The organism is Variovorax sp. 01T432, from assembly GCF_056398605.1.
Map to the genome: position 1 here is coordinate 1 of NZ_JBFTPS010000077.1, position 25,575 is coordinate 25,575.

Annotated in this window: 22 protein-coding genes; 12 read left to right on the plus strand and 10 right to left on the minus strand. The window is 67.6% G+C overall.

What is annotated here, in order from left to right:
* Positions 1-150: 150 nt before the first annotated feature.
* Positions 151-1,935 carry an ABC transporter transmembrane domain-containing protein gene (locus tag AC1DNF_RS32745; RefSeq protein ID WP_478152831.1) on the minus strand — a complete coding sequence of 595 codons (1,785 nt, stop codon included), beginning with the start codon at positions 1,933-1,935 and terminating at the stop codon, positions 151-153.
* 77 nt (positions 1,936-2,012) lie between these two features.
* Between AC1DNF_RS32745 and AC1DNF_RS32750 the strand changes: the two genes are divergently transcribed.
* From AC1DNF_RS32750 to AC1DNF_RS32790, 9 genes are all read left to right on the plus strand, one after another.
* Positions 2,013-2,567 carry a MarR family winged helix-turn-helix transcriptional regulator gene (locus AC1DNF_RS32750; protein WP_478152832.1) on the plus strand — a complete coding sequence of 185 codons (555 nt, stop codon included), beginning with the start codon at positions 2,013-2,015 and terminating at the stop codon, positions 2,565-2,567.
* A complete protein-coding gene (locus tag AC1DNF_RS32755) occupies positions 2,548-4,047 on the plus strand; it encodes an efflux transporter outer membrane subunit (RefSeq protein ID WP_478152833.1) in 1,500 nt (499 codons plus the stop codon). The genes AC1DNF_RS32750 and AC1DNF_RS32755 overlap by 20 nt, the downstream gene beginning before the upstream one ends.
* Positions 4,048-4,076: 29 nt before the next feature.
* A complete protein-coding gene (locus tag AC1DNF_RS32760) occupies positions 4,077-5,441 on the plus strand; it encodes an EmrA/EmrK family multidrug efflux transporter periplasmic adaptor subunit (RefSeq protein WP_478152834.1) in 1,365 nt (454 codons plus the stop codon).
* A 26-nt stretch (positions 5,442-5,467) separates the two neighbouring features.
* A complete protein-coding gene (locus AC1DNF_RS32765; protein WP_478152835.1) occupies positions 5,468-7,027 on the plus strand; it encodes a DHA2 family efflux MFS transporter permease subunit in 1,560 nt (519 codons plus the stop codon).
* Positions 7,028-7,241: 214 nt separating this feature from the next.
* Complete coding sequence (locus AC1DNF_RS32770) at positions 7,242-8,012, plus strand: ABC transporter ATP-binding protein (protein WP_478152836.1); 771 nt, start codon at positions 7,242-7,244, stop codon at positions 8,010-8,012.
* Position 8,013: 1 nt separating this feature from the next.
* On the plus strand, positions 8,014-8,721 hold the full coding sequence (locus tag AC1DNF_RS32775; protein WP_478152837.1) for an ABC transporter ATP-binding protein: 708 nt from the start codon (positions 8,014-8,016) through the stop codon (positions 8,719-8,721).
* 46 nt (positions 8,722-8,767) lie between these two features.
* Positions 8,768-9,967, plus strand: coding sequence for an ABC transporter substrate-binding protein (locus tag AC1DNF_RS32780; RefSeq protein WP_478152838.1), 1,200 nt, complete (start codon positions 8,768-8,770; stop codon positions 9,965-9,967).
* 130 nt (positions 9,968-10,097) lie between these two features.
* Positions 10,098-10,973, plus strand: coding sequence for a branched-chain amino acid ABC transporter permease (locus AC1DNF_RS32785; protein WP_478152839.1), 876 nt, complete (start codon positions 10,098-10,100; stop codon positions 10,971-10,973).
* 108 nt (positions 10,974-11,081) lie between these two features.
* Entirely contained in the window at positions 11,082-12,074 is a 993-nt protein-coding gene (locus AC1DNF_RS32790) for a branched-chain amino acid ABC transporter permease (RefSeq protein ID WP_478152840.1), read from the plus strand.
* Here AC1DNF_RS32790 and AC1DNF_RS32795 read toward each other — a convergent pair.
* Genes AC1DNF_RS32795 through AC1DNF_RS32810 form a run of 4 tightly spaced genes read right to left on the minus strand, consistent with a single transcriptional unit; the run spans position 12,059 to position 15,460 of the window.
* Positions 12,059-12,778, minus strand: a complete 720-nt coding sequence (locus AC1DNF_RS32795; RefSeq protein WP_478152841.1) for an ABC transporter ATP-binding protein — start codon at positions 12,776-12,778, stop codon at positions 12,059-12,061. The genes AC1DNF_RS32790 and AC1DNF_RS32795 overlap by 16 nt on opposite strands.
* Positions 12,775-13,542, minus strand: coding sequence for an ABC transporter ATP-binding protein (locus tag AC1DNF_RS32800; protein WP_478152842.1), 768 nt, complete (start codon positions 13,540-13,542; stop codon positions 12,775-12,777). Before AC1DNF_RS32800 ends, AC1DNF_RS32795 begins: the two co-directional genes overlap by 4 nt.
* Positions 13,539-14,534 (minus strand): branched-chain amino acid ABC transporter permease, encoded by a 996-nt coding sequence (locus AC1DNF_RS32805; protein ID WP_478152843.1) that lies wholly within the window; start codon positions 14,532-14,534, stop codon positions 13,539-13,541. The genes AC1DNF_RS32800 and AC1DNF_RS32805 overlap by 4 nt, the downstream gene beginning before the upstream one ends.
* 5 nt (positions 14,535-14,539) lie before the next feature.
* A complete protein-coding gene (locus AC1DNF_RS32810) occupies positions 14,540-15,460 on the minus strand; it encodes a branched-chain amino acid ABC transporter permease (RefSeq protein WP_478152844.1) in 921 nt (306 codons plus the stop codon).
* Positions 15,461-15,651: 191 nt separating this feature from the next.
* On the opposite strand from AC1DNF_RS32810, the gene AC1DNF_RS32815 reads away from it, so the two are divergent.
* Both AC1DNF_RS32815 and AC1DNF_RS32820 read left to right on the plus strand, forming a co-directional pair.
* Positions 15,652-15,861, plus strand: coding sequence for a DUF2269 family protein (locus tag AC1DNF_RS32815; RefSeq protein WP_478152845.1), 210 nt, complete (start codon positions 15,652-15,654; stop codon positions 15,859-15,861).
* Between the two features lie 875 nt (positions 15,862-16,736).
* Complete coding sequence (locus AC1DNF_RS32820; protein WP_478152846.1) at positions 16,737-17,000, plus strand: DUF1653 domain-containing protein; 264 nt, start codon at positions 16,737-16,739, stop codon at positions 16,998-17,000.
* Positions 17,001-17,005: 5 nt separating this feature from the next.
* Here the strand turns inward: AC1DNF_RS32820 and AC1DNF_RS32825 are convergent, their stop codons facing one another.
* Positions 17,006-17,980 carry a zinc-dependent alcohol dehydrogenase family protein gene (locus tag AC1DNF_RS32825; protein ID WP_478152847.1) on the minus strand — a complete coding sequence of 325 codons (975 nt, stop codon included), beginning with the start codon at positions 17,978-17,980 and terminating at the stop codon, positions 17,006-17,008.
* Between the two features lie 637 nt (positions 17,981-18,617).
* Between AC1DNF_RS32825 and AC1DNF_RS32830 the strand changes: the two genes are divergently transcribed.
* Entirely contained in the window at positions 18,618-19,238 is a 621-nt protein-coding gene (locus tag AC1DNF_RS32830; protein WP_478152848.1) for a flavin reductase family protein, read from the plus strand.
* 107 nt (positions 19,239-19,345) lie between these two features.
* Here the strand turns inward: AC1DNF_RS32830 and AC1DNF_RS32835 are convergent, their stop codons facing one another.
* The 4 genes from AC1DNF_RS32835 to AC1DNF_RS32850 all read right to left on the minus strand — a co-directional run bounded on the left by AC1DNF_RS32835 (position 19,346) and on the right by AC1DNF_RS32850 (position 25,231).
* Positions 19,346-20,059, minus strand: coding sequence for a gamma-glutamylcyclotransferase (locus tag AC1DNF_RS32835; protein ID WP_478152849.1), 714 nt, complete (start codon positions 20,057-20,059; stop codon positions 19,346-19,348).
* A gap of 25 nt (positions 20,060-20,084) precedes the next feature.
* Positions 20,085-21,494, minus strand: coding sequence for a multidrug transporter subunit MdtD (gene mdtD, locus AC1DNF_RS32840; protein ID WP_478152850.1), 1,410 nt, complete (start codon positions 21,492-21,494; stop codon positions 20,085-20,087).
* Between the two features lie 138 nt (positions 21,495-21,632).
* The gene (locus AC1DNF_RS32845; protein ID WP_478152851.1) at positions 21,633-22,676 is read right to left on the minus strand and encodes a lipocalin-like domain-containing protein; all 1,044 of its coding nucleotides are present in this window, start codon (positions 22,674-22,676) and stop codon (positions 21,633-21,635) included.
* Positions 22,673-25,231, minus strand: a complete 2,559-nt coding sequence (locus tag AC1DNF_RS32850) for an FtsX-like permease family protein (RefSeq protein ID WP_478152852.1) — start codon at positions 25,229-25,231, stop codon at positions 22,673-22,675. The genes AC1DNF_RS32845 and AC1DNF_RS32850 overlap by 4 nt, the downstream gene beginning before the upstream one ends.
* Positions 25,232-25,575 lie beyond the last annotated feature (344 nt).

The window sequence follows — 25,575 nt, forward strand, 5'->3', positions numbered from 1 at the left end:
TTCGAGCTCCTCACCAACGCGCAACCGCTGCACCTGCGCGCCCTCGCGCTCGTGCAAAACATCAAGCCGTAGACAGAAAACTCCCTCTCCAACTCAAGCAAGTGCTTGAGTCACAAGGGAATCTCGTTATTCGCTTCAGGGAACTTCAGCCTAAGAAGTGAATTGCAGCGCCGCCAGGCGGGCGTAGACGCCGTTCTGCGCGACCAGCGTCGCGTGCGTTCCCTGCTCCACGATGCTGCCGTGCTCGAGCACCAGGATGCGATCGGCCTTCTGCACGGTCGCGAGACGGTGGGCGATGACCAGTGTCGTGCGGCCCGTCATCGCGGATTCCAGCGCGGCCTGCACCATGCGCTCGCTTTCGGCGTCGAGCGCGCTGGTGGCCTCGTCGAGCAGGAGCAGCGGCGGATTCTTCAGCATCGCGCGCGCGATGGCGATGCGCTGGCGCTGCCCGCCCGACAGGCGCACGCCGCGCTCGCCGAGGAAGGTCTCGTAGCCTTCCGGCAGGGCCCGCAGGAAGCCGTCGGCGAAGGCCGCACGCGCCGCGGCGTGCACTTCCTCGACACTCGCGTCCGGCCGGCCGTAGCGGATGTTCTCCAGCGCGCTGGCAGAGAAGATCACCGCGTCCTGCGGCACCAGCCCGATGCGATTGCGCAGTTCGTCGAGCGAGAGTTCCGCCAGCGGCACCCCGTCGAGCGCGATGCGGCCCGACTGCGGGTCGTAATAGCGCAGCAGCAGCTGGAACACCGTGCTCTTGCCCGCGCCGCTCGACCCCACCAGCGCCACCGTCTCGCCGGGGGTCACGGAAAGGCTGAAGTCCCGCAGGGCCAGGATGCTCGGCCGCGACGGATAGTGGAAGTTGACGCCTTCCATGCTGACGGCGCTTCCCGCCGCGGGAACGGGCGCCTTCGTCGGCTGCGCCGGTGACACGATGACCGACCGCGCATGCAGAAGCTCCATCAGCCGTTCGGTCGCGCCGGCGGCGCGCAGCAGATCGCCATAGACCTCGCCCAGCACCGCCGCGGCGCTGGCGAGAATAACCACATACACCACCGTCTGCCCCAGGTGGCCGGCGGTGATGTCGCCGCGCAGCACGGCCTGCGTCCCCTGGTACAGCCCCCAGAGCAGCGCCGCCGAAGTCGCGATGATGATGAAAGCCACGAGCACCGAGCGCGCCTTCGTGCGCCGCACGGCGGTGCGGAAAGCGCTGTCGGTCGAGGCATCGAAGCGGGCGGCCTCCCGGGCCTCGGCCGTATAGCTCTGCACCACGGGGATGGCGTTGAGCACCTCGGCCGCGATCGCGCTCGAGTCGGCCACGCGGTCCTGGCTGGCCCGCGAGAGCTTGCGCACGCGCCGGCCGAACCACATGCTCGGCAGCACCACCAGCACCAGGATGCCCAGGACCTGCACCATCACATAGGGATTGGTCCAGACCAGCATCGCCAGAGCGCCGATCCCCATCACCGCGTTGCGCAGCCCCATGCTGAGCGAAGACCCGACCACGGTCTGCACCAGCGTCGTGTCGGCCGTCAGGCGGGACAGCACCTCGCCGGTCTGCGTCGTCTCGAAGAACGCCGGGCTCTGCCGGAGCACGTGGGCGTAGACCGCATTGCGCAGGTCCGCCGTGACCCGTTCGCCGAGCCAGCTCACCGTATAGAAGCGCGCCGCCGAAAACAGCCCCAGGGCCACGGCGACGGCGAAAAGGGCGACGAAGTGGTCCCGCAATGCCATCGCCTGACCGCCGCGGTCCCCGGCGACCAGGCCGCCGTCGATCAGGCTGCGCAAGGCGATAGGGAAGACCAGGGTCGTGACCGCGGCCATGACCAGGAACAGCCCCGCCAGTCCGATCTGGATGCGGTAAGGGCGCAGGAAAGGAGCGAGGCCCGAAAGCGACTTGGGGGAGCCCTTGGGGGCGGAGGGAGACACGGAGGAGGCCATGGCTGCGATTCTAGCCAACGCTTGCCCGCACAAAGGTCGCCTTGACAATAACTGTCATGACAACTATTATTCGCCGCATGTCCCACCCGAAGAGTTCAGAGGCCCAGACACCGGCGCGCGCATCCGCCGGATCCGGCGCGATCCCCGCCTTCTACACGGCGGAGAACTACAGCTCCGAAGAGAGCATCAGCTACATGATGCGGCGCATCCTGGTTTCCGTGACGCAGTCGATCAGCAGCCAGATGGGCGAGCCCGGCAGCCCGACCTTTCCGCAATGGGCACCCCTGTACAAGCTGCACATCGGGCACGCGACCACCGTGGCCGAACTCGCGCGCGTGTGCGAGCTCGATACCGGCGCGATGACCCGCCTGCTCGACCGCCTGGAGACCAAGGGCCTGTGCAAGCGGGTCCGCTCCGTCTCCGACCGGCGCGTGGTCAACATCGAATTGACAGAAGAGGGGCGTGCCGCCGCGCAGCAGCTGCCCCATGTCCTCAGCCGCATGCAGAACGAGTATCTTGCCGGCTTCAGCTCCGAGGAGTGGCTGCAGCTCAAGGGCTATCTGCGCCGCATTCTCGACAACGCCCAGGCCCTGGCGGCCCGTGGAGAAATAGATGATTCCGCTACTTCCTGAGCGCAGCTTGCGTTCCCTCACCGCCGTTGCCGCCGCCGCGGCGGCGATCGCGCTCGCCGGATGCGCCGACATGGCCGGCATCGATTCGCACGCGAAACTGCGCGACGCCGACTCGCTCGGCCTCGGCGCGATGCCGGCTTCGGCCCCGGCGGTCGCCGCGCCCAGCGTGCCGCCGGTCGACAGCCAGTGGTGGCTTGCCTTCGGCGATGCCCAGCTCAACACGCTGATCGGCCAGGCCTTCGAGGGCAGCCCCAGCCTGCAGGTCGCCCGCGCGCGCCTCGACCGCGCGCAGGCCGGCATCACGGTCGCCGCGTCGAACACCAAGCCGCAGCTCAACGGGCAACTCGACATGACGCGTCAGCTGTTCAGCAACAACTACATCTATCCGCCGCCGCTCGGCGGCTCGATCCGGAACACCGGCACGCTGCAACTCAACGGCAGCTGGGAACTCGATTTCTTCGGCAAGAACCGTGCGGCGCTCGACAGCGCGATCGGCGCGGCCAACGCGGCGGCCGCCGACGCCGATGCCGCGCGCGTCCTGCTGGCGAGCAACATCGCCCGCGGCTACGTGCAGTGGGCTCGGTTGACGGGCCAGCTGGCGGTGGCCAGGCGCACGCTCGCGCAGCGCGAGGAAACGCTCAAGCTGGTGCGTGACCGCGTGTCCGCGGGCCTCGATACGCGCCTCGAACTGCGCCAGAGCGAAGGCGGCCTGCCGCAGGCGCGCCAGCAGATCGAAGCACTGAACGAACAGATCGCGCTCACCCAGCATGCCCTCGATGCGCTGGTCGCCCGTCCCAACGCCACGCAGGCGCTCGTCGCGCCCACGCTCGGCGGCCTCAAGGGCATGGCCCTTGCGCCTTCGATCCCGGCCGACTTGCTGGGCCGGCGCGCCGACATCGCCGCCGCGCGCTGGCGGGTGGAGGCCGCCACGAAGGATGTCGCCTATGCGAAGACGCAGTTCTATCCCAACATCAACATCGTCGCCTTCGCCGGCTTCTCGGCCATCGGTTTCGACAATCTCCTGAAGAGCGGCAGCGAGCAATGGGGCGTCGGCCCCGCGCTGCGGCTGCCGATCTTCGAAGGCGGCCGCCTGCGCGCCAATCTGCGGGGCAAGGCCGCCGATCTCGATGCCGCGATCGAAAGCTACAACGCCACTGTGATCGACGCCGTGCATGACGTCGCCGACCAGGTCGCCAGCGCCCAGTCGGTGGTGCGCCAGCAGGCCGAGCAGCGTGATGCGCAGGAGGCGGCCGAATCGGCTTACGACATTGCCGTGCAGCGCTACGGCGCGGGCCTGGGCAACTACCTCAATGTGCTGACGGCGGAGACCTCGGTGCTCGCCGAGCGCCGCGAGGGCGTCGATCTCGCCGCCCGCGCGCTCGACACGCAAGTCGGCCTGGCGCGCGCCCTCGGCGGCGGCTGGCAGGCGGGCGTCGACGTGGCAGGCGGCGCCGCAGCGGCCGAACGCCCCCATCCCTGAACATTCGCGTGATTTCGAAAGCTACTTCCATGGACAGCAAAAACAACCCCAACGCCCCCGTCCCGGTCGAATCCACCGCCGGCGCGCCGGCTCCCGGCAACAACAAGCGCCGCCGCGCGCTGACCGCTCTTGCTTCGGTCGTGATCGTTGCCGGCGCCGGCTGGGGCGTCTACGAATATCTGGTCGCCAGCCATTACGAGTCGACCGACAACGCCTACGTGCAGGGCAACGTCATCCAGATCACGCCGCAGATCGCCGGCACGGTCATGTCCATCAATGCCGACGACACCGATTTCGTGAAGGCCGGCCAGCCGCTGGTGCAGCTCGACCCGGCCGACGTCAAGGTGGCGCTCGACCAGGCCGAAGCCGCCCTGGGCCAGGCCGTGCGCCAGGTCCGCACGCTCTACGCCAACAACGGCTCGCTGGCCGCCCAGGTCACGCTCAAGCAGGCCGACATCGTCAGGGCGCAGAGCGACATCGCCCGCGCCCAGGACGACCTCAAGCGCCGCCAGGCCCTCACCGGCAACGGCGCCGTGTCCAAGGAAGAGCTCAACCACGCCGAGACGCAGCTGGCCAATTCGAAGAGCGCATTGGCCGCCGCGCAGGCCGCCGTCGTCGCCGCGCGCGAACAGCTCGCGAGCAACCAGTCGCTGACCGAAGGCACCAGCGTCGAGCAGCACCCCAGCGTGCTGGCCGCCGCGGCCAAGGTGCGCGAGGCCTACCTCGCCACGCAGCGCGTCGCGATGCCGGCGCCGGTCGACGGCTACGTCGCCAAGCGCACCGTGCAGCTCGGCCAGCGCGTGGCCGCGGGCACGCCGATGATGTCGATCGTGCCGCTCAACCAGGTCTGGGTCGACGCCAACTTCAAGGAAGTGCAGTTGCGCAACATCCGCATCGACCAGCCCGTGAAGCTCATCGCCGACGTCTACGGCAAGAAGGTCGAATACACCGGCCGTGTCGCCGGCCTCGGCGTGGGCACCGGCGCCGCCTTCGCGCTGCTGCCGGCACAGAACGCGACCGGCAACTGGATCAAGGTGGTGCAGCGCGTGCCGGTGCGCATCGCGCTGGACCCCGAACAGCTCAAGGCCAATCCGCTGCGCGTGGGCCTGTCGATGGACGCCGAGGTCGACGTCTCGCAGAAGGACGGCAAGTCGCTGGCCGATGCGCCGCGTCCCGCCGCGCTGTCGCAGACGCAGGTCTACAGCCAGCTCGACCGCGGCGCCGAGGCGGAGGTCAACCGCATCATCGCGGCGAACCTCGGACGCGCCGCCGCGCCTGCCGTCGCCGCGCAGCCGGCCGCGCCCGCCGCGCCTGCAACGCCTGCCGCTCCCGCAGCACCTGCCGCGGCGGCAGCTTCCGCGCACCGCATCGCGTCGCAAGCCAACCCCATCTGATCGATCCGACAACAGGTTAGCGCGCGATGTCGTCTCCTCCCGCCCAAGCCCCCCTGCAGCCGCTCGAGGGCTCCGCCCGCGTCTGGGGCACCATCGCGCTTTCGGCCGCGACCTTCATGAACGTGCTCGACACGTCGATCGCGAACGTCTCCCTGCCGGCCATCTCCGGCGACCTCGGCGTCAGTTCGTCGCAGGGCACCTGGGTCATCACCAGCTTCGCCGTGGCCAACGCCATCGCCGTGCCGCTCACCGGCTTTCTCACGCAGCGCTTCGGGCAGGTGCGGCTGTTCATGGCCAGCGTGCTGCTGTTCATCATCAGCTCCTGGATGTGCGGCCTCGCGCCCAACATGACGACCCTCATCGCTTTCCGCGCGCTGCAGGGCTTCGTGGCCGGGCCGATGATTCCCTTGTCGCAGACCTTGCTGCTGTCGAGCTACCCGCGCGCCAAGTCCGGCCTCGCGATGGCGATGTGGTCCATGACCACGCTGGTCGCGCCCGTCATGGGGCCGCTGCTGGGCGGATGGATCACCGACAACATCTCCTGGCCCTGGATCTTCTACATCAACATCCCGGTCGGCCTGCTGGCCGCAGGCATCACCTGGGTCTTCTACCGCAAGCGCGAGAGCAGCACGCGCAAGGTCCCGATCGACGGCATCGGCCTGGCGCTGCTCGTGCTCTGGGTCGGGTCGCTGCAGCTCATGCTCGACAAGGGCAAGGAGCTCGACTGGTTCAATTCGCCCGAAGTCGTCGCGATGGCGATCGTGGCGGGCGTCGGCTTCGCCTTCTTCCTGATCTGGGAGCTGACCGACAAGCACCCGGTGGTCGATCTGTCGCTCTTCAAGCGGCGCAACTTCTGGTCGGGGGCGCTTGCCCTGGCGGTCGCCTACGGGCTCTTCTTCGGCAACGTCGTCATCCTTCCGCTGTGGCTGCAGCAGTACATGGGCTACACGGCGACGCAGGCCGGCATGATCATGGCGCCGGTGGGCCTGTTCGCCATCATCTTCTCGCCGATCGTCGGCCTCACCGTGGGCAAGATCGACCCGCGGCGCTACGCGACCTTCTCCTTCCTGGTGTTCGCGCTGGTGCTGTGGATGCGTTCCAACTTCAACACGCAGGCCGACTTCTGGACCATCATGATCCCCACCATCATCCAGGGTGTGGCGATGGCCTTCTTCTTCATCCCGCTGGTGACGATCACGCTGTCGGGCCTGCCGCCCGACCGCATTCCCGCGGCATCCGGCCTGTCGAATTTCGCCCGCATCACGGCCGGCGCCATGGGAACCTCGATCGCCACCACCGTGTGGGAAAACCGCGCCGCGCTGCACCATGCGCAGCTCGCCGAGGCGGTCAACCAGGGCAGCACGGCCGCGAACAGCGCGATCGCCGGCCTCGGCGCCAGCGGCTTCAGCCCCGACCAGGTCCTGGGGCAGATCAATCGCATGGTCGACCAGCAGGCCTTCATGCTCGCGGCCTCCGACGTCTTCTATGCATCGGCGGTGCTGTTCATGCTGCTGATCCCCTTCGTGTGGATGGCCAAGCCAACGCGCAGCGCGGGTGCTTCCGACGCCGCCGCCGGCGCGCATTGAGACCGCTGCCGGCAGGTCCGCAAGCCATCCCCTGGACCGGCGGGCTTGCGCCCACCTTACGGCAGGCTCGTGACCGTTGCGGTGCAGCATAGGCATTTGCCCCAGTAGGCAGGGCGACGGGCCCCGCAAACAATCGGTCCGCGCAACCATGGTGGTGCGCGCAGATGGACCGCATGACTGAATCTTCCTGCCAGCACCCGGGCGAACGCGCGAGATGAGTGACATCATTCTCGAAACACGCCAGCTCACCAAGGAATTCAAGGGCTTCACCGCGGTCAGCAAGGTCGATCTCTCGGTGGTGCGCGGGTCCATCCACGCCTTGATCGGGCCCAACGGCGCCGGCAAGACGACCTGCTTCAACCTGCTGACCAAGTTCCTCGAGCCCACCTCGGGAACGATCCTCTTCAACGGGCAGGACATCACGAATGAGCGCCCGGCGCAGATCGCGCGGCGCGGCATCATCCGCTCCTTCCAGATCTCGGCGGTGTTCCCGCACCTGACCCTGCTCGAGAACGTGCGCCTGGGCCTGCAGCGCTCGCTCGGCACCTCGTACCACTTCTGGAAGAGCGCGAAGTCGCTCAAGCCGCTGGAGGCGCGCGCGCGCCAGTTGCTGGCCGAGGTGGGCCTCGAAGAACTCGCCGACGAGGAGACGGTGAACCTGCCCTACGGCCGCAAGCGCGCGCTGGAGATCGCGACCACACTCGCGATGGAGCCCGAACTCATGCTGCTCGACGAACCCACGCAGGGCATGGGGCACGAGGATGTGCACCGCGTGGCCGAACTGATCAAGCGCGTCTCCGCGGGGCGCACCATCCTCATGGTCGAGCACAACATGAGCGTGGTCTCGACCATCGCCGACACCATCACCGTGCTGCAACGCGGCGCCGTGCTGGCCGAAGGGCCGTACGCCGAGGTCTCCCGCAATCCGCAGGTGATGGAGGCCTACATGGGCACCACCGACGGCCAGCTGCAGGGCGCGCACTGACATGAGCGCCGCACTGGAAATCGCTGGCCTTCAGGCCTGGTACGGCGAATCGCACGTCCTGCATGGCGTCGACATGGTGGTGCAGCCGGGCGAAGTCGTCACCCTGCTGGGCCGCAACGGCGCCGGCCGCACGACCACCATGCGCGCCGTGCTCGGCCTGACGGGCGCGCGCAAGGGCAGCATCAGGATCAACGGCGTCGAGACGATCGGCCTGCCGACGCACCGGGTCGCGCACCTCGGCGTCGGCTACTGCCCCGAGGAGCGCGGCATCTTCGCGAGCCTTTCGTGCGAAGAGAACCTGCTGCTGCCGCCCGCGCTCAAGGGCGTGGGGCAGGGCATGTCGATCGACGAGATCTACGCCATGTTCCCCAACCTGGCCGAACGCCGCCACAGTCAGGGCACGCGGCTGTCGGGCGGCGAACAGCAGATGCTGGCCGTCGCGCGCATCCTGCGCACCGGCGCCAAGCTGCTGCTGCTCGACGAGATCTCCGAGGGCCTCGCGCCGGTGATCGTGCAGGCGCTGGCCCGCATGATCACCATGCTGCGCGGCAAGGGCTACACCATCGTCATGGTCGAGCAGAACTTCCGCTTCGCCGCGCCCCTGGCCGACCGCTTCTACGTCATGGAGCACGGACGCATCGTCGAGAAGTTCGGCGCGGCCGAACTCGAAGCCAAGATGCCGGTCCTCAACGAGCTGCTCGGTGTCTGAGGCCGAGCCCACCTTTTTCCCCGCCTCAACCCTTCCAGGAGACCTCATGAAAGCCCAATTGAAGATCGTTGCCCTCATGCTCGGCATTGCCGGCCTCGCGACGCACGCGGCGCAGGCGCAGGACAAGCCGGTCAAGATCGGTCTGATCACCGACATGTCCAGCCTCTACGCCGACATCGAGGGCAAGAACGGCGCGCTCGCGATCCAGATGGCCATCGACGACTTCGGCGGCAAGGTGCTGGGCCAGCCGATCGAACTGCTGACCGCCGACCACCAGAACAAGCCCGACATCGCCGCCACCAAGGCGCGCGAGTGGATCGACACCCAGGGCCTCACGATGGTCTTCGGCGGCACCAACTCCGGCGTGGCGCTCGCGCTGGCCAAGGTGGCGGAGGAGAAGAAGCGCGTCTACTTCAACAATGGCGCGGCCAGCTCGGCCCTGACCAACGACCAGTGCAGCCCCTACACCGTGCACTACGCCTACGACACCGTGGCCCTGGCCAAGGGCACGGGCTCCGCCATCGTGGAAGGCGGCGGCAAGAGCTGGTTCTTCCTGACGGCCGACTATGCCTTCGGCCACGCGCTCGAAGCCGACACCAGCGCCGTGGTCAAGGCCAAGGGCGGCACGGTGGTCGGCGCGGTGCGCACACCGCTCAACGCCTCGGACTTCTCCTCCTTCCTGCTGCAGGCGCAGAACTCGAAGGCACAGGTCCTGGGCCTCGCGAACGCCGGCGGCGACACCATCAACTCGATCAAGGCGGCCAGGGAGTTCGGCATCACCAAGACCATGAAGCTCGCCGGCCTGCTGATCTTCATCAGCGACGTGCACAGCCTGGGTCTCAAGAACACCGAAGGCCTGCAGTTCACGACCAGCTGGTACTGGGACCTCAACGACGCGACGCGCAAGTGGGCCGCGCGCTACTACGAGAAGACCAAGAAGCAGCCGGGCGAGATCCAGGCGGCCGACTACTCGGCAACCATGGCCTACCTCAACGCGATCAAGGCCGCGGGCACGACCGACGCCGACAAGGTCATGGCGAAGCTCAAGAGCACCAAGCTCGACGACTTCTTCGCCAGCGGCACCATCCGCGCAGACGGCCGCTACGTGCACGACATGTACTCGATGCAGGTCAAGTCGCCCGGCGAGTCGAAGAAGGAATGGGACTACTACAAGCTCGTGAAGAAGCTGCCGGGCGACGAGGTCTTCACCACGAAGGCCGAGAGCAAATGCAGTCTGTGGAAGTGACCCCCCAGGCTGCGCGCACTTCGTGTCGCTTCGCCTTCCCCCCTGGGAGGGGGGCGGGCCGGCCGCTTCGGGCGGCCGGGCGCGGCGGCCCCCTGGGATCCGGTGGGCAGGCCAGGGTCTTGGGGCTTCTATGAGCATTTCACTTCCGGGGCTGATGAGCCAGCTTCTCCTGGGGCTGGTCAATGGTTCGTTCTACGCCATCCTGAGCCTCGGGCTCGCGGTGATCTTCGGCCTGCTCAACGTCATCAACTTCGCGCACGGCGCGCTGTTCATGCTGGGTGCCATCCTCACGTGGATGGCGATGAACTACTTCAACGTCAACTACTGGGTGATGCTGGCGGCGGTGCCGGTGATCGTCGGGCTGTTCGGCGTGCTGATCGAGCGGCTGCTCCTGCGCTGGATCTACAAGCTCGACCACCTCTACGGGCTGCTGCTCACGCTCGGCCTCACGCTGCTCATCGAAGGCGTGTTCCGTTCGATCTACGGCGTTTCGGGCCTGGCCTACGACGCACCGGACTCGCTGTCGAGCGCGACCGATCTCGGCTTCATGGTGCTGCCCAACTACCGCGCCTGGGTGGTCGCGGCCTCGCTCGTCGTGTGCTTCGCGACCTGGTTCGTGATCGAGAAGACACGGCTGGGCGCCTACCTGCGCGCCGGCACGGAGAACCCGCGGCTGGTGGAGGCCTTCGGCGTCAACGTGCCGCTGATGATCACGCTGACCTACGCCTTCGGCGCCGCGCTCGCGGCCTTCGCCGGCGTGCTGGCGGCACCGGTGATCCAGATCTCGCCGCTGATGGGGCAGAACCTCATCATCGTCGTGTTCGCCGTGGTCGTGATCGGCGGCATGGGCTCGATCATGGGCGCCATCCTCACCGGGCTCGGGCTGGGCGTCATCGAAGGCTTCACCAAGGTGTTCTATCCCGAGGCTTCGTCCACCGTGGTCTTCGTGATCATGGTCATCGTGCTGTTGATTCGCCCCGCCGGCCTGTTCGGCAAAGAAAAATGATGGCTCTCCCCCCGGGCTTCCCGCGCTTCGTGTCGGTATGCCGAGCCCTGCCGGGGGCGGGCCGGCCGCGTCGGGCGGCCGTGCGCGGCGGCCCCAACGAATAGCACAATGAAAAAGCTCTCCACCGCCGTCTACCTGCTGCTGCTCGTCGCGCTGCTCGTGGCACCTTTCGCGGGTGCCTACCCCGTGTTCGTGATGAAGCTCATGTGCTTCGCGCTCTTCGCCTCGGCCTTCAACCTGCTGCTGGGCTTCACCGGCCTGCTCTCGTTCGGGCACGCCGCCTTCCTCGGCGGCTCGGCCTACGTGGCCGGGTACATGATGAAGGTCTGGGGCGTCACGCCCGAGCTCGGGCTCATCGGCGGCACGCTGGCCGGCGCCTTGCTGGGCTGGGTCTTCGGCATCCTCGCCATCCGGCGCCAGGGCATCTACTTCGCGATGATCACGCTTGCGCTCGCGCAGATGATGTTCTTCGTCGCGCTGCAGGCCAAGTTCACCGGCGGCGAGGACGGACTCCAGGGCGTGCCGCGCGGCAAGCTCTTCGGCGTGCTCGATCTCTCCAGCGACCTCACGATGTACTACGTCGCCCTGGTCATCGTGGTGGCGGCGTTCCTGCTGATCGTGCGCACCATCCATTCGCCCTTCGGCCAGGTGCTCAAGGGCATCAAGGAAAACGAGCCGCGCGCCCTGTCGCTGGGCTACGACGTGAGCCGATTCAAGCTGCTGGCCTTCGTCATCTCGGCCGGCCTGTCGGGCCTCGCGGGTTCGCTCAAGACGCTGGTGCTCGGCTTCGCCACGCTGTCCGACGTGCACTGGACGGCCTCGGGCCAGGTCATCCTGATGACCCTGGTCGGCGGCCTGGGCACGCTCTCCGGCCCGCTGGTCGGCTCGGCGGTGGTGGTGCTGCTGGAGAACAAGATCGGCGAATTCGGCAACCTGATGGCGCGCCTGACGACCATCGACTGGTTCAACACCCTGGGCGAATCGGTGACCATGGTCACCGGCCTGATCTTCGTGGTGTGCGTGCTGGCCTTCCGGCGCGGCGTGATGGGCGAGATCATCGCCTTCATCGACCGCCGGCGCCGTCCTCAGACGCCCAGGTAGTCGCGCCAGACGCCGCGGTTGGCATCCAGCGCGGCCGAGTCGCCGCGCCACACCACGCGGCCGCGTTCGAGCACCACGTGGTGGTCGGCCAGCCCGAGCAGCCGGTCGATGTACTTGTCGACCACCAGGATGGTCTGCCCGGCTTCCTTCAACTGCCGCAGGCAGCGCCAGATCTCCTCGCGAATCAACGGCGCCAGCCCCTCGGTCGCCTCGTCGAGGATCAGCAGGCGCGGGTTGGTCGAAAGCGCCCGCGCGATGGCGAGCATCTGCTGCTCGCCACCGGAGAGCTGGTTGCCCATGTTGCTGGCGCGCTCCCGCAGCCGGGGAAACAGCTTCCACAGCCGATCCAGCGTCCAGCTGTCGCGCTGGCCGTTGCGGTTGTCCGCGAAGGCCACCAGATGCTCGCGCACGCTGAGGTTGGGAAAGCACTGCCGCCCCTCGGGCACGATGGCGATGCCCAGCCGCGCGATGGCATCCGGCGCCAGGCCCTTCGTCGACCGGTCGTCGAAGCGGATCTCGCCGCCGCGCAGCGCGAGGGCGCCAATCAGCGTCTTGATCGTCGTGCTCTTGCCCATGCCATTGCGGCCGAGCAGGGTCATCACCGTGCCGGGCTGGATGTCGAGGTCGACGCCGAACAGCACCTGGCTCGCGCCGTAGCCGGCTTCGAGGCGCCGGGCCTGCAGCAAGGGGTGGGGAGCGCTCATGCGTTGGTCTCCGCGCTCGTGTCGTCTTCCGTGCCCAGGTAAACCGCCTGCACCTGCGGATGCCCCTTGATCGTCGCGGCGTCGCCGGCCACCAGCACCCTGCCGTAGACGAGCACCGAAATGCGGTCGGCCAGCGCGAAGACGGCCTTCATGTCGTGTTCGATCAGGAGGATCGCCATGTCCTGGCGCAGCCCGTGGATCAGTTCCGTCATGCGTTCCGAATCCTCCGGCCCCATGCCCGCCATCGGCTCGTCGAGCAGCAGCAGCTTGGGGCGCGCCGCCAGCGCCAGCGCCACATCCAGCTTGCGCTGCGCGCCGTGGGGCAGGGCGCCGGCGACGCGGTCGAGCTGGCCGCCCAGGCCGACGCGCTGCGCCAGGGCATGGGCCGTCTCGAACAGGGCGGGCTCCGCGTTGCGCGGCCGGAAGAAGCGCAACTGGCTGCCGGCATGCGCCTGCGCGGCGAGCAGCAGGTTGTCCCGCACGGTCGCCTCGCGAAAGATGCTCGTGATCTGGAAGCAGCGCGACAGCCCGGCCTCGACGCGCCTGTGCATCGGCAGCCCGGTCAGCGCCACGCCGTCGAGCACGATGCGCCCGGCGTCGGGCGCGTGCAGGCCGGAGATCAGGTTGACCAGCGTCGACTTGCCGGCGCCGTTCGGTCCGATCAGCGCATGGATCTCGCCGGCCGCCACCTCCAGGCTCACATGGTCGGTCGCCACCAGCGCACCGAAGCGCTTGACGAGTCCCTCGACACGGAAGAGGCTCATTCTGTCACCCCCGCCGGCGTGGCCGCGAGCGCCGCGCGCGGCTTGCGCCGCAGCAGCGCGACCAGCCCCTTCGGCGCCAGGAAGACGATCAGCACCAGCAGCACGCCCAGCGGCAGGTGCCAGTACTCGGTGTACTGCTTGATGACTTCCTCCAGCAGGATCCACACGCCCGCGCCCACCGGCCCGCCCCAGCGGTGCCCCACGCCGCCGATCACGACCATCACGATCAGCGTGGCCGACTGCGTCCAGTGCATCATGGACGGGCTGACGAAGCTGTTGTTCGTCACCAGCAGCGCGCCCGCCAGCCCGGCAAGCGCGCCGGCGATGGCGAAGGCCACCAGCCGCAGGCGAAACACCGGATAGCCCATCGCCTGCATGCGCGTCTCGTTGTCGCGAATGCCCATCAGCGCGTGGCCGAAGCGCGAACGCGTGGCCCGGTTCAGCAAGGCCATCACGGCGGCGAACAGGCCCAGCACCACCCAGTAGAGCGTCGATTCGTCGGCCAGGTCCAGTCCCAGGCCCAGCGTCGGGCGCCCGGGCAGGTTGTAGCCGTCGTCGCCGCCGTAGATGCGCAGCGACACCGCAATGAAGTAGAGCATCTGCGCGAAGGCCAGCGTGATCATGATGAAGTACACGCCGCGCGTGCGCAGCGCCACCAGGCCGATGAGGCCCGCCACGATCGCCGCGATCGCGAGCGCCGCCGGCCAGAGGACCCATGCCGACGTGAGGCCCGCATTCGCGAGCGCCACCAGCGCGTAGGCCCCCACGCCCATGAAGCTCGCATGCCCGAGCGCCGCCATGCCGCCGAAACCGAGGATGAAGTTGAGCCCGGCCGCCGCCAGCGCGAAGATCAGCGCGCGGCGAACGAAGCCGATGTAGAAGTCCACGCCTAGCACCGGCGCCACCAGCGGAAACGCCGCCAGCAGGGCGAGCGCGAGCCAGGGCAGCCAGCGCTCGGCCGTCATCGGGCCTCGTGAGTCGTGGTCTTGCATCGCCATCAGCCTCGCGCCGGGAACAGCCCGGCGGGCTTGAAGACCAGCACCCCGGCCATCAAGGCGTAGGTCGTCAGCCCCGCAATGGCCGGCGCCAGATCGGACACGACCGCCGGCGGCAGCGCGCTCGCCAGCGCCATCGGCACGAAGGCGCGGCCGATGGTGTCGACCAGCCCCACCAGCAGGGCGGCCACCAGCGCCCCCCGGATCGAGCCGATGCCGCCGATCACCAGCACTACCAGCGAGGGGATCAGGATGTCCTCGCCCATGCCGATCTGCACCGCCGTGATCGGGCCCATCAGCGCACCGGCCAGCGCCGCAAGCGCCGCGCCCAGCAGGAACACCAGCGAGAACACCCGCCCGACCCGCACGCCCATGAACTCGGCCATCGCGCGGTTGGAGGCGCCCGCGCGCACCACCATGCCGATGCGCGTGTGGTTCACCAGCAGGTACAGGCCCAGCGCCACCAGCAGCCCGGCGGCGAGCAGCACGAGGCGGTAGGCCGGGTAGACCAGGCCGGGCAGCAGCTCGACCGGGCCGGAGAGCGCTTCGGGCGCGGAAGCCATCAGCGGCGACGGGCCCCAGATCATCTTCACCACGTCGTCCGCGATCAGGATGAGCCCGAAGGTCGCCAGCACCTGCGAGAGGTGGTCGCGGCCATACAGGCGCCGCACCAGGAACACCTCCAGCAGCAGCGCCACCATGACCACCGCCGCTACCGCCGCGAACACCGCCGCCACGAAGGAGCCGCTGTGCGCGTGCACCTGCGCCGCCACGTAGGCGCCGCCCATGAAGAGCGAGCCATGCGCGAGGTTCATCACGTCCATGATGCCGAACACCAGCGTAAGGCCGGCGGCGAGAAGAAAGAGCATCAGGCCGTAGCCGAAGCCGTTGAGCAATTGCTCGATCAATAACGTGAAACTCATCGATCCTCGGAGGTCTCTGGGGTGAAAGCACGCGCTGTGCCCATTCTTGGGAAGTCGCGGGCCGGGCGCTATCCGTTTTGTGCGAGTCTTGCGGTGGCCTGTCCAGATCGCGCAAGAAGGATGCCTGAGCCCTTCGGCCCGCCGCCGAGGAGTCTTCAAGATCGCCGTGCCGCAAGACCGATAGCGATGTGATGACGGAACGAAAACGAGTGCTGGTCCCGGGAGCCAGCGGGCATCTTTGGCTCCAGTGGCGCATGCACCAGTTGGCGATGACAACCCCCGAGGCCCGCCCGCCGCCGCCCAGCTACTGCCGCTGTGAGCGCCTGTGGGTGCTTCTTGGTATTCCTGCATTCGCCAGCCTGGTCGTCGTCTTCTGGTTGATGACGTCCAAATTCTTCTGACAAATAAATCAAGGACGCGCGTCCCTCGATGTTCAGCACGGCGGAGATTGAATTGGAATGATCAATTGAATGCGAAAAGTCTTTTCATTTGCAGGGATAATTATTTGATGGCTAGAATTCGCGCAGCTGCACAGGCACTCTCTCTCCCAAGTAAATGTGTAGTTAGAAGCCCGGTGTTTGTGACAGGATGCCGGCTTCGCCCACTTAGAAGCCCGGTGTCGGTAACCGGCTACCGGGCTTCGCTTTTTCTTCAGCGCAAATGGCTGCCCGTCCACTTCTGGAAGCGCAGATGCAGCCTTTTCGTCACAATTGCACTGGAATAGATGATTGTCACGAATGGTGTACTTCTTGCTGCAAATACATGAAGGAAACCCCCAGGGCGCCGGAACAATGAATCTTGGACGCTGTCTATTTTTCTTGCGTGCGAAATCGAGATTGCGGCGCTTGGAGGGCACGGGGTCTGGGTCTACGACGGGGCATGAATCCGATGCCCGATCCTTGCCAGTCTTGTCGCCAGCCAATATCCAAACCAGGTCGTCGCGTCGCTGGTATGCCTCCAAGGCCGGGTAGCCGATGATGCTCCAATGGCCGCCCGGCTTTCCTGCGATCTCCATGACCTCATAGCGGCAGGACTTGCTGAGCTTCTTAAATTTTTACGCAACGCGGCGCGTCTCGCCTTCCAGGTCGCTGTAGATCACTTCATAGGGACTTGGCTTACAACATGGCCACCCGCGCGAGAACCACGCCGGCGCGATAACGACCATAGACAGTTTGGGGATTCCGACGATCATCGGGCATCGAACGCTATAGACTGCGCCCGCTCTTGAGAAAGCAAGCGCGCCAAGATATTGCCATTCAATTTCGACAGGATCTTTATGCCTACCTCGGATTCCATCATTCATCCGCCCACTTCTCCATTGCTTCAGAGTCCGCTCGGACGCTTCAGGCACTACAAGGGCGGCGAATATGAGGTGCTTTTTCATGTGCGTCACAGCGAAACCGAAGAACAGCTTGTTGTTTACAAGCAACTCGACAAAGACACCGGCTGGTGGGTGCGGCCTCGCGCCATGTTCTTCGAAGAAGTGACGATCAATGGGGAGTCGCGCCCCAGGTTTGAAAAGATCCAGGAGCGCCGCTAATTCAGCTAGGCCACTTCAATCACAAACTTCCCGGCGCTCTTGGTCTTGGAGAAATCCTGGAACGCCTTCTTCGCATCGGAGAATTTGTACGTCCTCGAAATGATCGGCTTGATGTGATGCGCCTCGATGAAGCCCAGCGTTTCCTTGAGCGCTGCGGTACTGCCGACATTGATACCCTTGATCGACACTTGGCGCATCACGATGTCGAGGGCGGACAGAGGCGGGTATTCCCAGCCAGAGAGCCCGCCGATCACCGCGATTTCACCGCCCATGCGGACAGCCTTTAGGGATTGACCCATGGTCTGCCTGCCACCGAGCTCCAGCACGAGGTCCGCCCCTTGCCCATCAGTGAAGTTCAAGACCTCCCGCGACCATTCCGGCGTTTCAACGTAGTTGATGACCCGATGGACCGCGACCGCTTCGAGCAGCCTCAATTTCTCGCTGGCGGATGTCGCGATGATCGACCGGATGCCGGCCGCCGCCGCGAATTGCGCGGCCCAGACGGCCACGCCTCCAGTCCCCTGCACAACCAGGGTGTCGCCCTTCTTCAAGCAGGAGGAGCCAAACAATGCAGACCAGGCCGTTACCGCCGCGCACGGAACAGTGGCCGCATCCGCAAAACTGAGTGTGTCCGGAATCCTGGCCAGTGCGCGCGCATCAATGACCGATTCGGTCGCGAGCCAGCCGTCGATTTCGGCGCCGTAGGTCGTGCTGACCGCGGCGCGGGTGGCTTGGCCGTCGTGCCAGTCGCGGAAGAAACCGCCCGCGACTCGATCGCCGACCGCGACTTCGCAGACATCCATCCCGACCTCCATCACCACCCCGGCGCCATCCGAGCAGGGGACGACAGACCGACCGGCAGCGAGTGGGTAGTGCCCGGAGACAATGCCGATATCACGGGCATTCAAGGCCACCGCCCTCACGCCGATCCTCACCTCTTTCTTGCCCAACGGGTTCTGTCGGCCGCTATTGAAGATCATGTTTTCGATACCTGGAGCGGAAGTTGTACGATATTCAATCATGTAATTGATTTGTGATGTACGTAGGGAAGTGAAGATGAGCGCCGCATCTGCTCGTGACAGAAATTACGGCGCCAACAAGATCGCCGGCGATCGCGAGAACTAATTAGGAATTCATGTGAAGGGCAATGATTGTTCTCAATGCGTGACGGTGTGTCCAGCCTCGTCAACAATTCCTGAGGAAGGCTGGTCGCCCATTCTCAGAAAAAATTATAAATTCAAGCATAAATAGCGTATGCAGAAAACCGCAAGCACGAAGGGTTTTGTCGCTCGTCGGTAATTTTGGGACTACGGTTTCATCAATACCGCGTGTAATTCCAGCAGCTCTTCGCTGATCCGCATCAATTCCTGGGCGACGCGTCCATTGCGGCCCCGCGCCTTGCCCTGACGCCGGACTTCTCGCCACCCAACTCTCAGCTCCCTTTCTCTGGCGCGCCAAGCCGAAATTGGAGCGCGCCCCCGCGCACCCACCACTGTTGCAACTTTCGCAACAGCCCGGTCCACGCACCTGACTTCCCGGGCGGGAGTGCGCGCCCTATCGTCCAGCCCATCCCGCCACCGGGCAACGACGCAGCGCTGCAAAGAAGGAACCAGAGACATGATCATCGACGCCTCCACCCTGGACGCGACCTCGGCCTACAAGCTGCTCATCGGCAGCATCATCCCGCGTGCCATCGGCTGGGTCAGCACGCTCTCCCCGAGCGGCGTCGCCAATCTCGCGCCCATCTCCTTCTTCACCGCCGTCGGCCGCATGCCGCCGATGGTGACCTTGCCGCAGGCGCACTTCGCGCATCGCACGGACTTCGAGTTCGCGCCGGAAGTCGATGAATTCGACGCCGTCGGCCTCGAAAAGGAGGCCTGCGAGGTCGTTCGCGTGCCGCGCGTGAAGGGCGCGCCGATCGCGATGGAATGCAAGCTGGAGCGGATCATTCCCATCGGCGACCTGGGCGACCACGTCGTCTTCGGCGAAGTGGTGCGCTTCCACATCCGCGACGACATCTACCTCGATCGCGGCCGCATCGACACCGGCGCGCTGGCGGCCGTCGGGCGTCTGGCCGCCGAGTACAGCTTGGTCAACAACGTCTTCACGACGCCGCTCGAGTCCGGGCTGCTGGACTCCCTGCACGGGCGGCGCATGGCGCGCCTCGACGGACAGGCTTCCGACTTTTCCCCCATCGACACCAGCGCGTGGTCGGCCTCGGGCTCCACCGCGCCCTGATCCACACCACAAGCTGAACAAGAGACATCCATGAACGCAATCGCAAGCTGGCCTCCGACCAGGTCAACCTCTTTCTTGCCATGGGCGGCGGCTGGGAGGACGAGGGCTCAGCGCGCTGACATCGCGCGGCGCAGCCGCTCGATGCCCGCGTCCTGGATGCCCAGGCCCTCCAGCGCGGTCAGGGTTCTCTCGAAGTAGTCGGCGCAGGTGCCCAGGCCGCCCCGGCCCGTCAGGATGAAGTGGGCCGCCTGGTCGTCGCTGAGGCTGCCCGCGTAGCGCGTGTGCGCGCGGTTGACGACGAAGGTCAGGGCGCGCACAGGCTTCTCGCCCGCCATGGCCATGACCCATCGGGCCTGGTAGGTGCCCGTCAGCATCTCGCGTTGCCACAGCAGGGCCAGTTCCTCGCGGACCTTGGGGGCGGGGATGCGAAAACTCATGCCCCGGCAGGCGCCGCCGCGATCGAGCGCGAGCATCAGGCCCGGTGTCTCGGGCGTGCCCCTTGCCATGTAGAGCCACACGCAGAAGCGGCGGCGCCAGCCCCGCACGCTGGCGGGCACCGAATCCGCGTAGTGGAAGGCCGGGTTCCACATCAGGGAGCCATAGCCGAAGACGTGCACGTCGTCGGCGGGGTCGTGGCCCTGGAGCGCGGTCTCCAGCGACTCGGCCAGTTCCGCATCGCTGCGCAGCACCATGCCGGGCGGCGCGCTGGCGCGAATCGCGGCCGGCAGCGACCCGTTGCCCAGGCTCTCGCGCGTGATGAAGAAGCCGGTCGCGGGGAGGGCGGCGTCGGGCGGGGCGATGGGGCGAGCTGGTCTTGGCAAGTGGAGCTCGTGGGGGTGGAGGAGCCTAGCGAGATCCGAGGCTGGGCGTTGGCGTCGATTCGACGCGGCCCGACCCCATCTTCGCTTCGTCGATCCAGCGGAACACGGCGCCCGACAGCAGCGTGATCACGCCGACGGCGATGAAGGTGTAGCGGAACGCGAGCGCGGTCGATTGCAGCTCGCCCGACAGCAGCCCGACCAGCCCGCCGCCCACCGTCGCGCCGAAGCCCATCGCCAGCATCTGCACCATCGAGAAGAGGCTGTTGCCGCTGCCGGCATCCTCGGGGCGAAGGTCCTTGAGCGTGACGCTGTTCATCACCGCGAACTGCATCGAGTTGGCCGCGCCGAAGGTGGCGAGCTGCACGATCTGCGCCCACAGCGGCCACTCGGGCGAGATCAGCGCGAAGGATACGATCGATCCGCCGACGATCACCGTGTTGACGAGCAGGAAGCTGCTGTAGCCGAAGCGCCTGACCAGGCCGCTGATCCACGACTTCGAGACCACGCCGGCCAGCGCCGCCGGAATCATCATCAGGCCCGAATGCAGCGGGCTGTAGCCCAGCTGCAATTGCATGAGCAACGGCAGGAGAAAGGGCACCGCGCTGCTGCCGATGCGCGCCACCAGGTTGCCGACCAGTCCGACGCTGAAGTTCGGCTCGCCGAAGAGCCCGAGCCGGAACAGCGGCGAGGCGCGCCCGCGCGCATGCAGCACATAGGCCAGCACCGCGATCGCGCTGGCCGCGAAGAGCCCGCTCGACCACGCGGCCCGGTGCGTGCTGAACGGCACGTCGAGCGCCAGCGACACTGCCACCATGCACAGCGACAGCAGCGAGAAGCCGAGCACGTCGAAGCGCGGCACCCGCTCCATGCGCCCGGGCGGCATGAAGCGCCGCACCGCCCACAGCCCGGCCACGCCGATCGGCAGGTTGATGAGGAAGATCCAGTGCCAGCTCGCCGCCTGCACCAGCCAGCCGCCCAGCGTGGGCCCCAGCAGCGGCCCCATCTGCCCGGCCACGCTGACGGCGGCCAGGGCCGCGATGTACTGCTCGGCCGAGACATTGCGCATGATCGTGAGCCGTCCGATGGGCAGCAGCATCGAGCCGCCCAGGGCTTGCAGCACGCGCGCCGCCACCAGTTGCGGCATCGACTGCGCGCCGGCGCAGAAGAGCGAGCCGATCACGAACAGCATGATCGAGCAGAGGAAGGTCGCGCGCGTGCCGAAGCGGTCGGCCAGCCAGCCCGAGGCCGGCGTCAGCATGGCCATGGTCAGCGTGTAGCCGACGACCACCGGTTGCATCGCGAGGGGGCTGACGTTGAGACTGTGCGCCATCGAGGGCAGCGCGGTGTTGACGATGGTCGTGTCGAGCGTCTGCATGAAGAAGCCCGCTGCGACGATCCACAACAATGGTTTCTTGGAAGTGTTGTCTTCGCTCAATGGGGTTCGCTCAATGGCCTGCTGCGGATTTCGGGAACGCGGCGCGTCGCACGCAGAGGGCTCCGAGTATCGCGTTTTCGTATACCTGAGGCGTGCGCTTGGCCTCGTGGGTGCTAACGCCCAGCTAAGAAAGAAGCCTCATAGCTTCAGCGCCTGCGCATAGCCGGTGAGCTCCAGATAGCCGCGCCCGACGGGCTTGCCGCCGGCATCCAGCAGCTCGCTCAGGCCTTCCCAGTAGACCGTGCCGGTCGAGCCCTGGCTGTCGAGCTCCTGGTCATCGAGCAGGGCGCGCACCGCGAAATCGCCCGCCGGCGTGTGGAGGCGCAAGCGGGTCGGATACACCGCGCGCGTGCGCGGACTGGTCCACGTGCCTTCGACATCGAAGCGCAGCTCGTCCGGGTCGAACACGCGCATGCGTCCGTCGGCGCCGCGCAGCGAGCCGCCGGCCCACAGGGCCGAGCCGTCGCGGCGCCGCATGCGAAAGGCCATCAGCGCGCCGCCGTCGAAGAGGTTCATGCCGATCCAGTCCCAGCCCACCGCATCGGGGTTCATGTACGCCTCGCTCCACTCGTGGTCGAGCCATGCCGTGCCCCGCACCTCGAACGCGCGCCCCTGCAGCGTGAGCCGGCCCCGCGTCGCGAGCTGCGGTTCGCTGTAGTAGTAGCTGGCCTCCTGCGCGTCCGGGCCCTTGCGCGAGAGGCCCTCGTTGCCTTGCGGCATCAGGGGCTGGGTCGGGGTGAAGCGCAGGTCGAGCCCGAAGCCGGTGGCGGGCAGGCGCGCGACGTAGGTCTTGTCCTCGCGCTTCAATGTCCAGTCGCGCAGCCGCACCTGCGTGTCCGCCTCGGAGGCCGAGGCCACGCCGAAGCCGGCGCGCGCGATGCGCTGGTCGTGCCAGAGCTTCCTGCCTTCGAGATCGGTGATGGCCGCGTGCGCGAAGATCAATTGCCGGGCCGCGAAGGCCGAGCGCATGTCCTGGGTGCCCTCGATGCGCGAGCGAAAAAAGGTGAGCTGGAAGCCGAAGGCACGCGCGCCGGCCAGCGCATGCCCCGTGATGTACCACCACTCGGTGTGCAGGTCGGGATGGCTGCCGAAGTCGCGCGGAAAGCGCAGCGCGCGCGGCGGCAGCGCCCAGGCGGCGGCCCGCGCCGCGAGCAAGGAGAGCAGCAGGGCGCGGCGCTTCACCAGTCTTCCTTCACGGCCAGCACCGCGTCGCGGCCCGCGGCGGCGCGGCCGGCCAGCCAGGCCGTCACCGTGCCGGCCGCCACCACGGCCGCGCACAGCGCGAGCAGCCGGCCCCAGGGCACCAGCAGGTCCATGGTCCAGTGGAAGCTCTGCGGGTTGACCACATGCACCAGCACCACCGACACCGCCAGCCCCAGCACCAGGCCCGCCACCGCGCCGATGGCCGTCCACGCCGCGCCTTCGCCGGCCACGACCGCGAGCACCTGCATGCGCGTGAAGCCCAGGTGCGCCAGCAGCCCGAACTCCTTGCGCCGCGCCAGCACCTGCGCGCTGAAGCTGGCCGCGATGCCGAACAGGCCGATCGCGATCGCCACCGCCTGCAGCCAGTAGGTGACGGCGAAGCTGCGGTCGAAGATGCGCAGCGAGGTCGCCCGGATCTGGCCCACCGATGCGATCTCGATCGGCTCCGCCGTGCCGCGCTCGCGCTCGGCCAGCGCGCGCACCGCCTGCTGCACCGCGCCCTCGGCCGCGCCCGGCGCGAGCCACAGGGCGATGTCGCTCACGCTGCGGTCGCCCGTGAGCCGCTCGAAATCGCGCGCCTCCATCGTGATCGCGCCGAACTGCCGCACATAGTCGCGCCACACGCCTGCCACGAAGAACACCGGCCTCGGCGCGTCCGCCGACGCCGGCGCGAAGGCCCGGGACAAGGGCTCGAAGGCCGTGCCGGGCCGCGCCCCGTACAGCTCCACCATCGCCTCGCTCACATAGATGCCGATCTGCCCGGCCGGCACCGGCAGCGCCGCGCCCACCAGCGGCAGCGCGCGCGCCGCATCTTCGTCCAGGCTGCGCGCGATCAGCGTGACCGCGGGGCGCGACGGATCGAGCAGCAGCGGCCGCGCGCGCAGCGTGCCCGTGCGCGCCACGCCGGGCAGCTTCGCGAGCGCCTGCACGAAGTCCGGCGTGAAGGCGGCCAGCTCGCTGGTGCCGCTGCCGCCGCTCGCGCTGCGCACATACAGCTCGGCCGGCAGCACCACATCCAGCCAGCGCGTGACCGAGTCGCGAAAGCTCGCGACCATCACCGTGAGCGCGACCGCCAGGCTCAGGCTCGCGACCACGCCGCTCACCGCCACCGCCGCCGTGCCGCGCATGCGCCGCGCGCGCTCGACGGCCAGCATCGGCAACAGGCGCTTCGAGAAAATCGGCGCGAGGCGGTCGTAGAGCAGGGCGATCAGCCAGGGCAGCGCCGTGATGCCGCCCACCAGCAGCAAGCCCACGGAAAGATAGGCCGCGATGGGAATCCCGAATACCGGCGGCGCCATTGCCAGCCCCACGCCCGCCGCGATCAGCAGCAGCGCCACGATATGCCCGTTGCCGCCGGTCGCCGTCGCGCCCAGGCCCTTGAGCGTCTGCGCCTCCGGCAGCGCCTGCGCGGCCCGCGCGGGCCACCAGCCGCCCACCAGCGCGGCCAGCACGCCGAGCGCGCCGTAGAGCAGGGCCGCGTCCCAGCTCCATCGCAGCGTCGGCGTCACCCCTTCGAAATAGCCGCCGCCCAGATCGCCCCCGAGCACCTTCAGCGCGAAGGCCGCGAGCGCGGTGCCCAGCGCGATGCCGGCCGCGCTGCCGATGAGCCCCAGCGCCAGCGATTCGACCAGCACCAGCCGCAGCCGCTCGCGCGGCGTGAGGCCCAGCACCCCGAGCAGCGCGAACTGCTGTGCGCGCTTGGCCACGCTGAGCGCCAGCACCGAGAACACCAGGAAGGCGCCGGTGAACAGCGCCACCAGCGCGAGCACCGTGAGGTTGACGCGGTAGGCGCGCGAGAGGTTGCTCACGCGCTCCGCCGCATCGCCCGGCTCCGCGACCTGGATGCCCGGCGGCCAGCCGGGCGAGGCTTCGAGCGAGCGGATGAAAGCCGCGCGGTCGGCGCCGGCCGCCAGGCGCAGGTCGATGCGCGTGAGCCGGCCGACGCGGCCGAACAGGTCCTGCGCCACGCCGATGTCCATCACCGCCAGCGCGGCCCCGCCCGCCGCCACCGTGCCGGCCACGCGCAGCTCTTGCAGCTGCGTGTCGACCCGCAGGCGCAGGGTCGTCGCGGTCTCGCCGAGCGCATGACGCGCGGCGGCATTGAGGAACACATGGCCCGGCGTGAACAGCGAGAAGCGGTCGCTGCCCTCGGCGGGCTGCGGCATCAGGGCGGGCGCGATCGAAGGCAGCACCGGCGCATCGATGCCGATCACGCGCAGCGGCACGCGGCGCTCGCCGACAAGCGCCGTGCCCTGCATCTCGAGCACGGGGCTTGCCAGCGCGACCTGGGGGTGCTGCGCCACTTGCGCGAACAGGGCTTCGTCGAAGCTGCCTTGCGCGGCGCGCAGTTCGAGATCGGGCTGGCCGTTGACCGAGCGGACGGCGCTGGAGAACTCGTCCAGCGCCGAGGCATTGATGAGCTGCACCGAGAAGGCCAGCGCCACGCCCAGCATCACCGCGATGACCGCGGCGGCATTGCGCCAGGGGTGATGGCGCAGTTCCTGCCAGGAGAAGGTGCGAAGCAGTGCGCGCATGGAGCTCATTCTGCCCGCGCCCTGCGGCCGACATCATTTTTGACAATCGTCTTTCTGCGTTGACATTTTTTGATCTTCAGAACGATGCCTGAGAGGATTCGAGAGATTGCGGTGCCGACCTGGCGCCGGGTCCTCAACAGACACTCAGGGAGATCAAGAAGATGAAAGTGAAGAGAGCCATGGTTCGGTGGCTTGGGCTGGCCGCATCCGCGACGCCGGTGCTCGCGTGCGCCTAGGACGGAACGCTCATGATCATCGCTTCCGCGGCCGACGGTTCCTATCTCGTCCAGCAGGCCGGGCAGGACTTCGCGCAGCGCACCGACAGGAAGAAGCTGGCCCAGCTC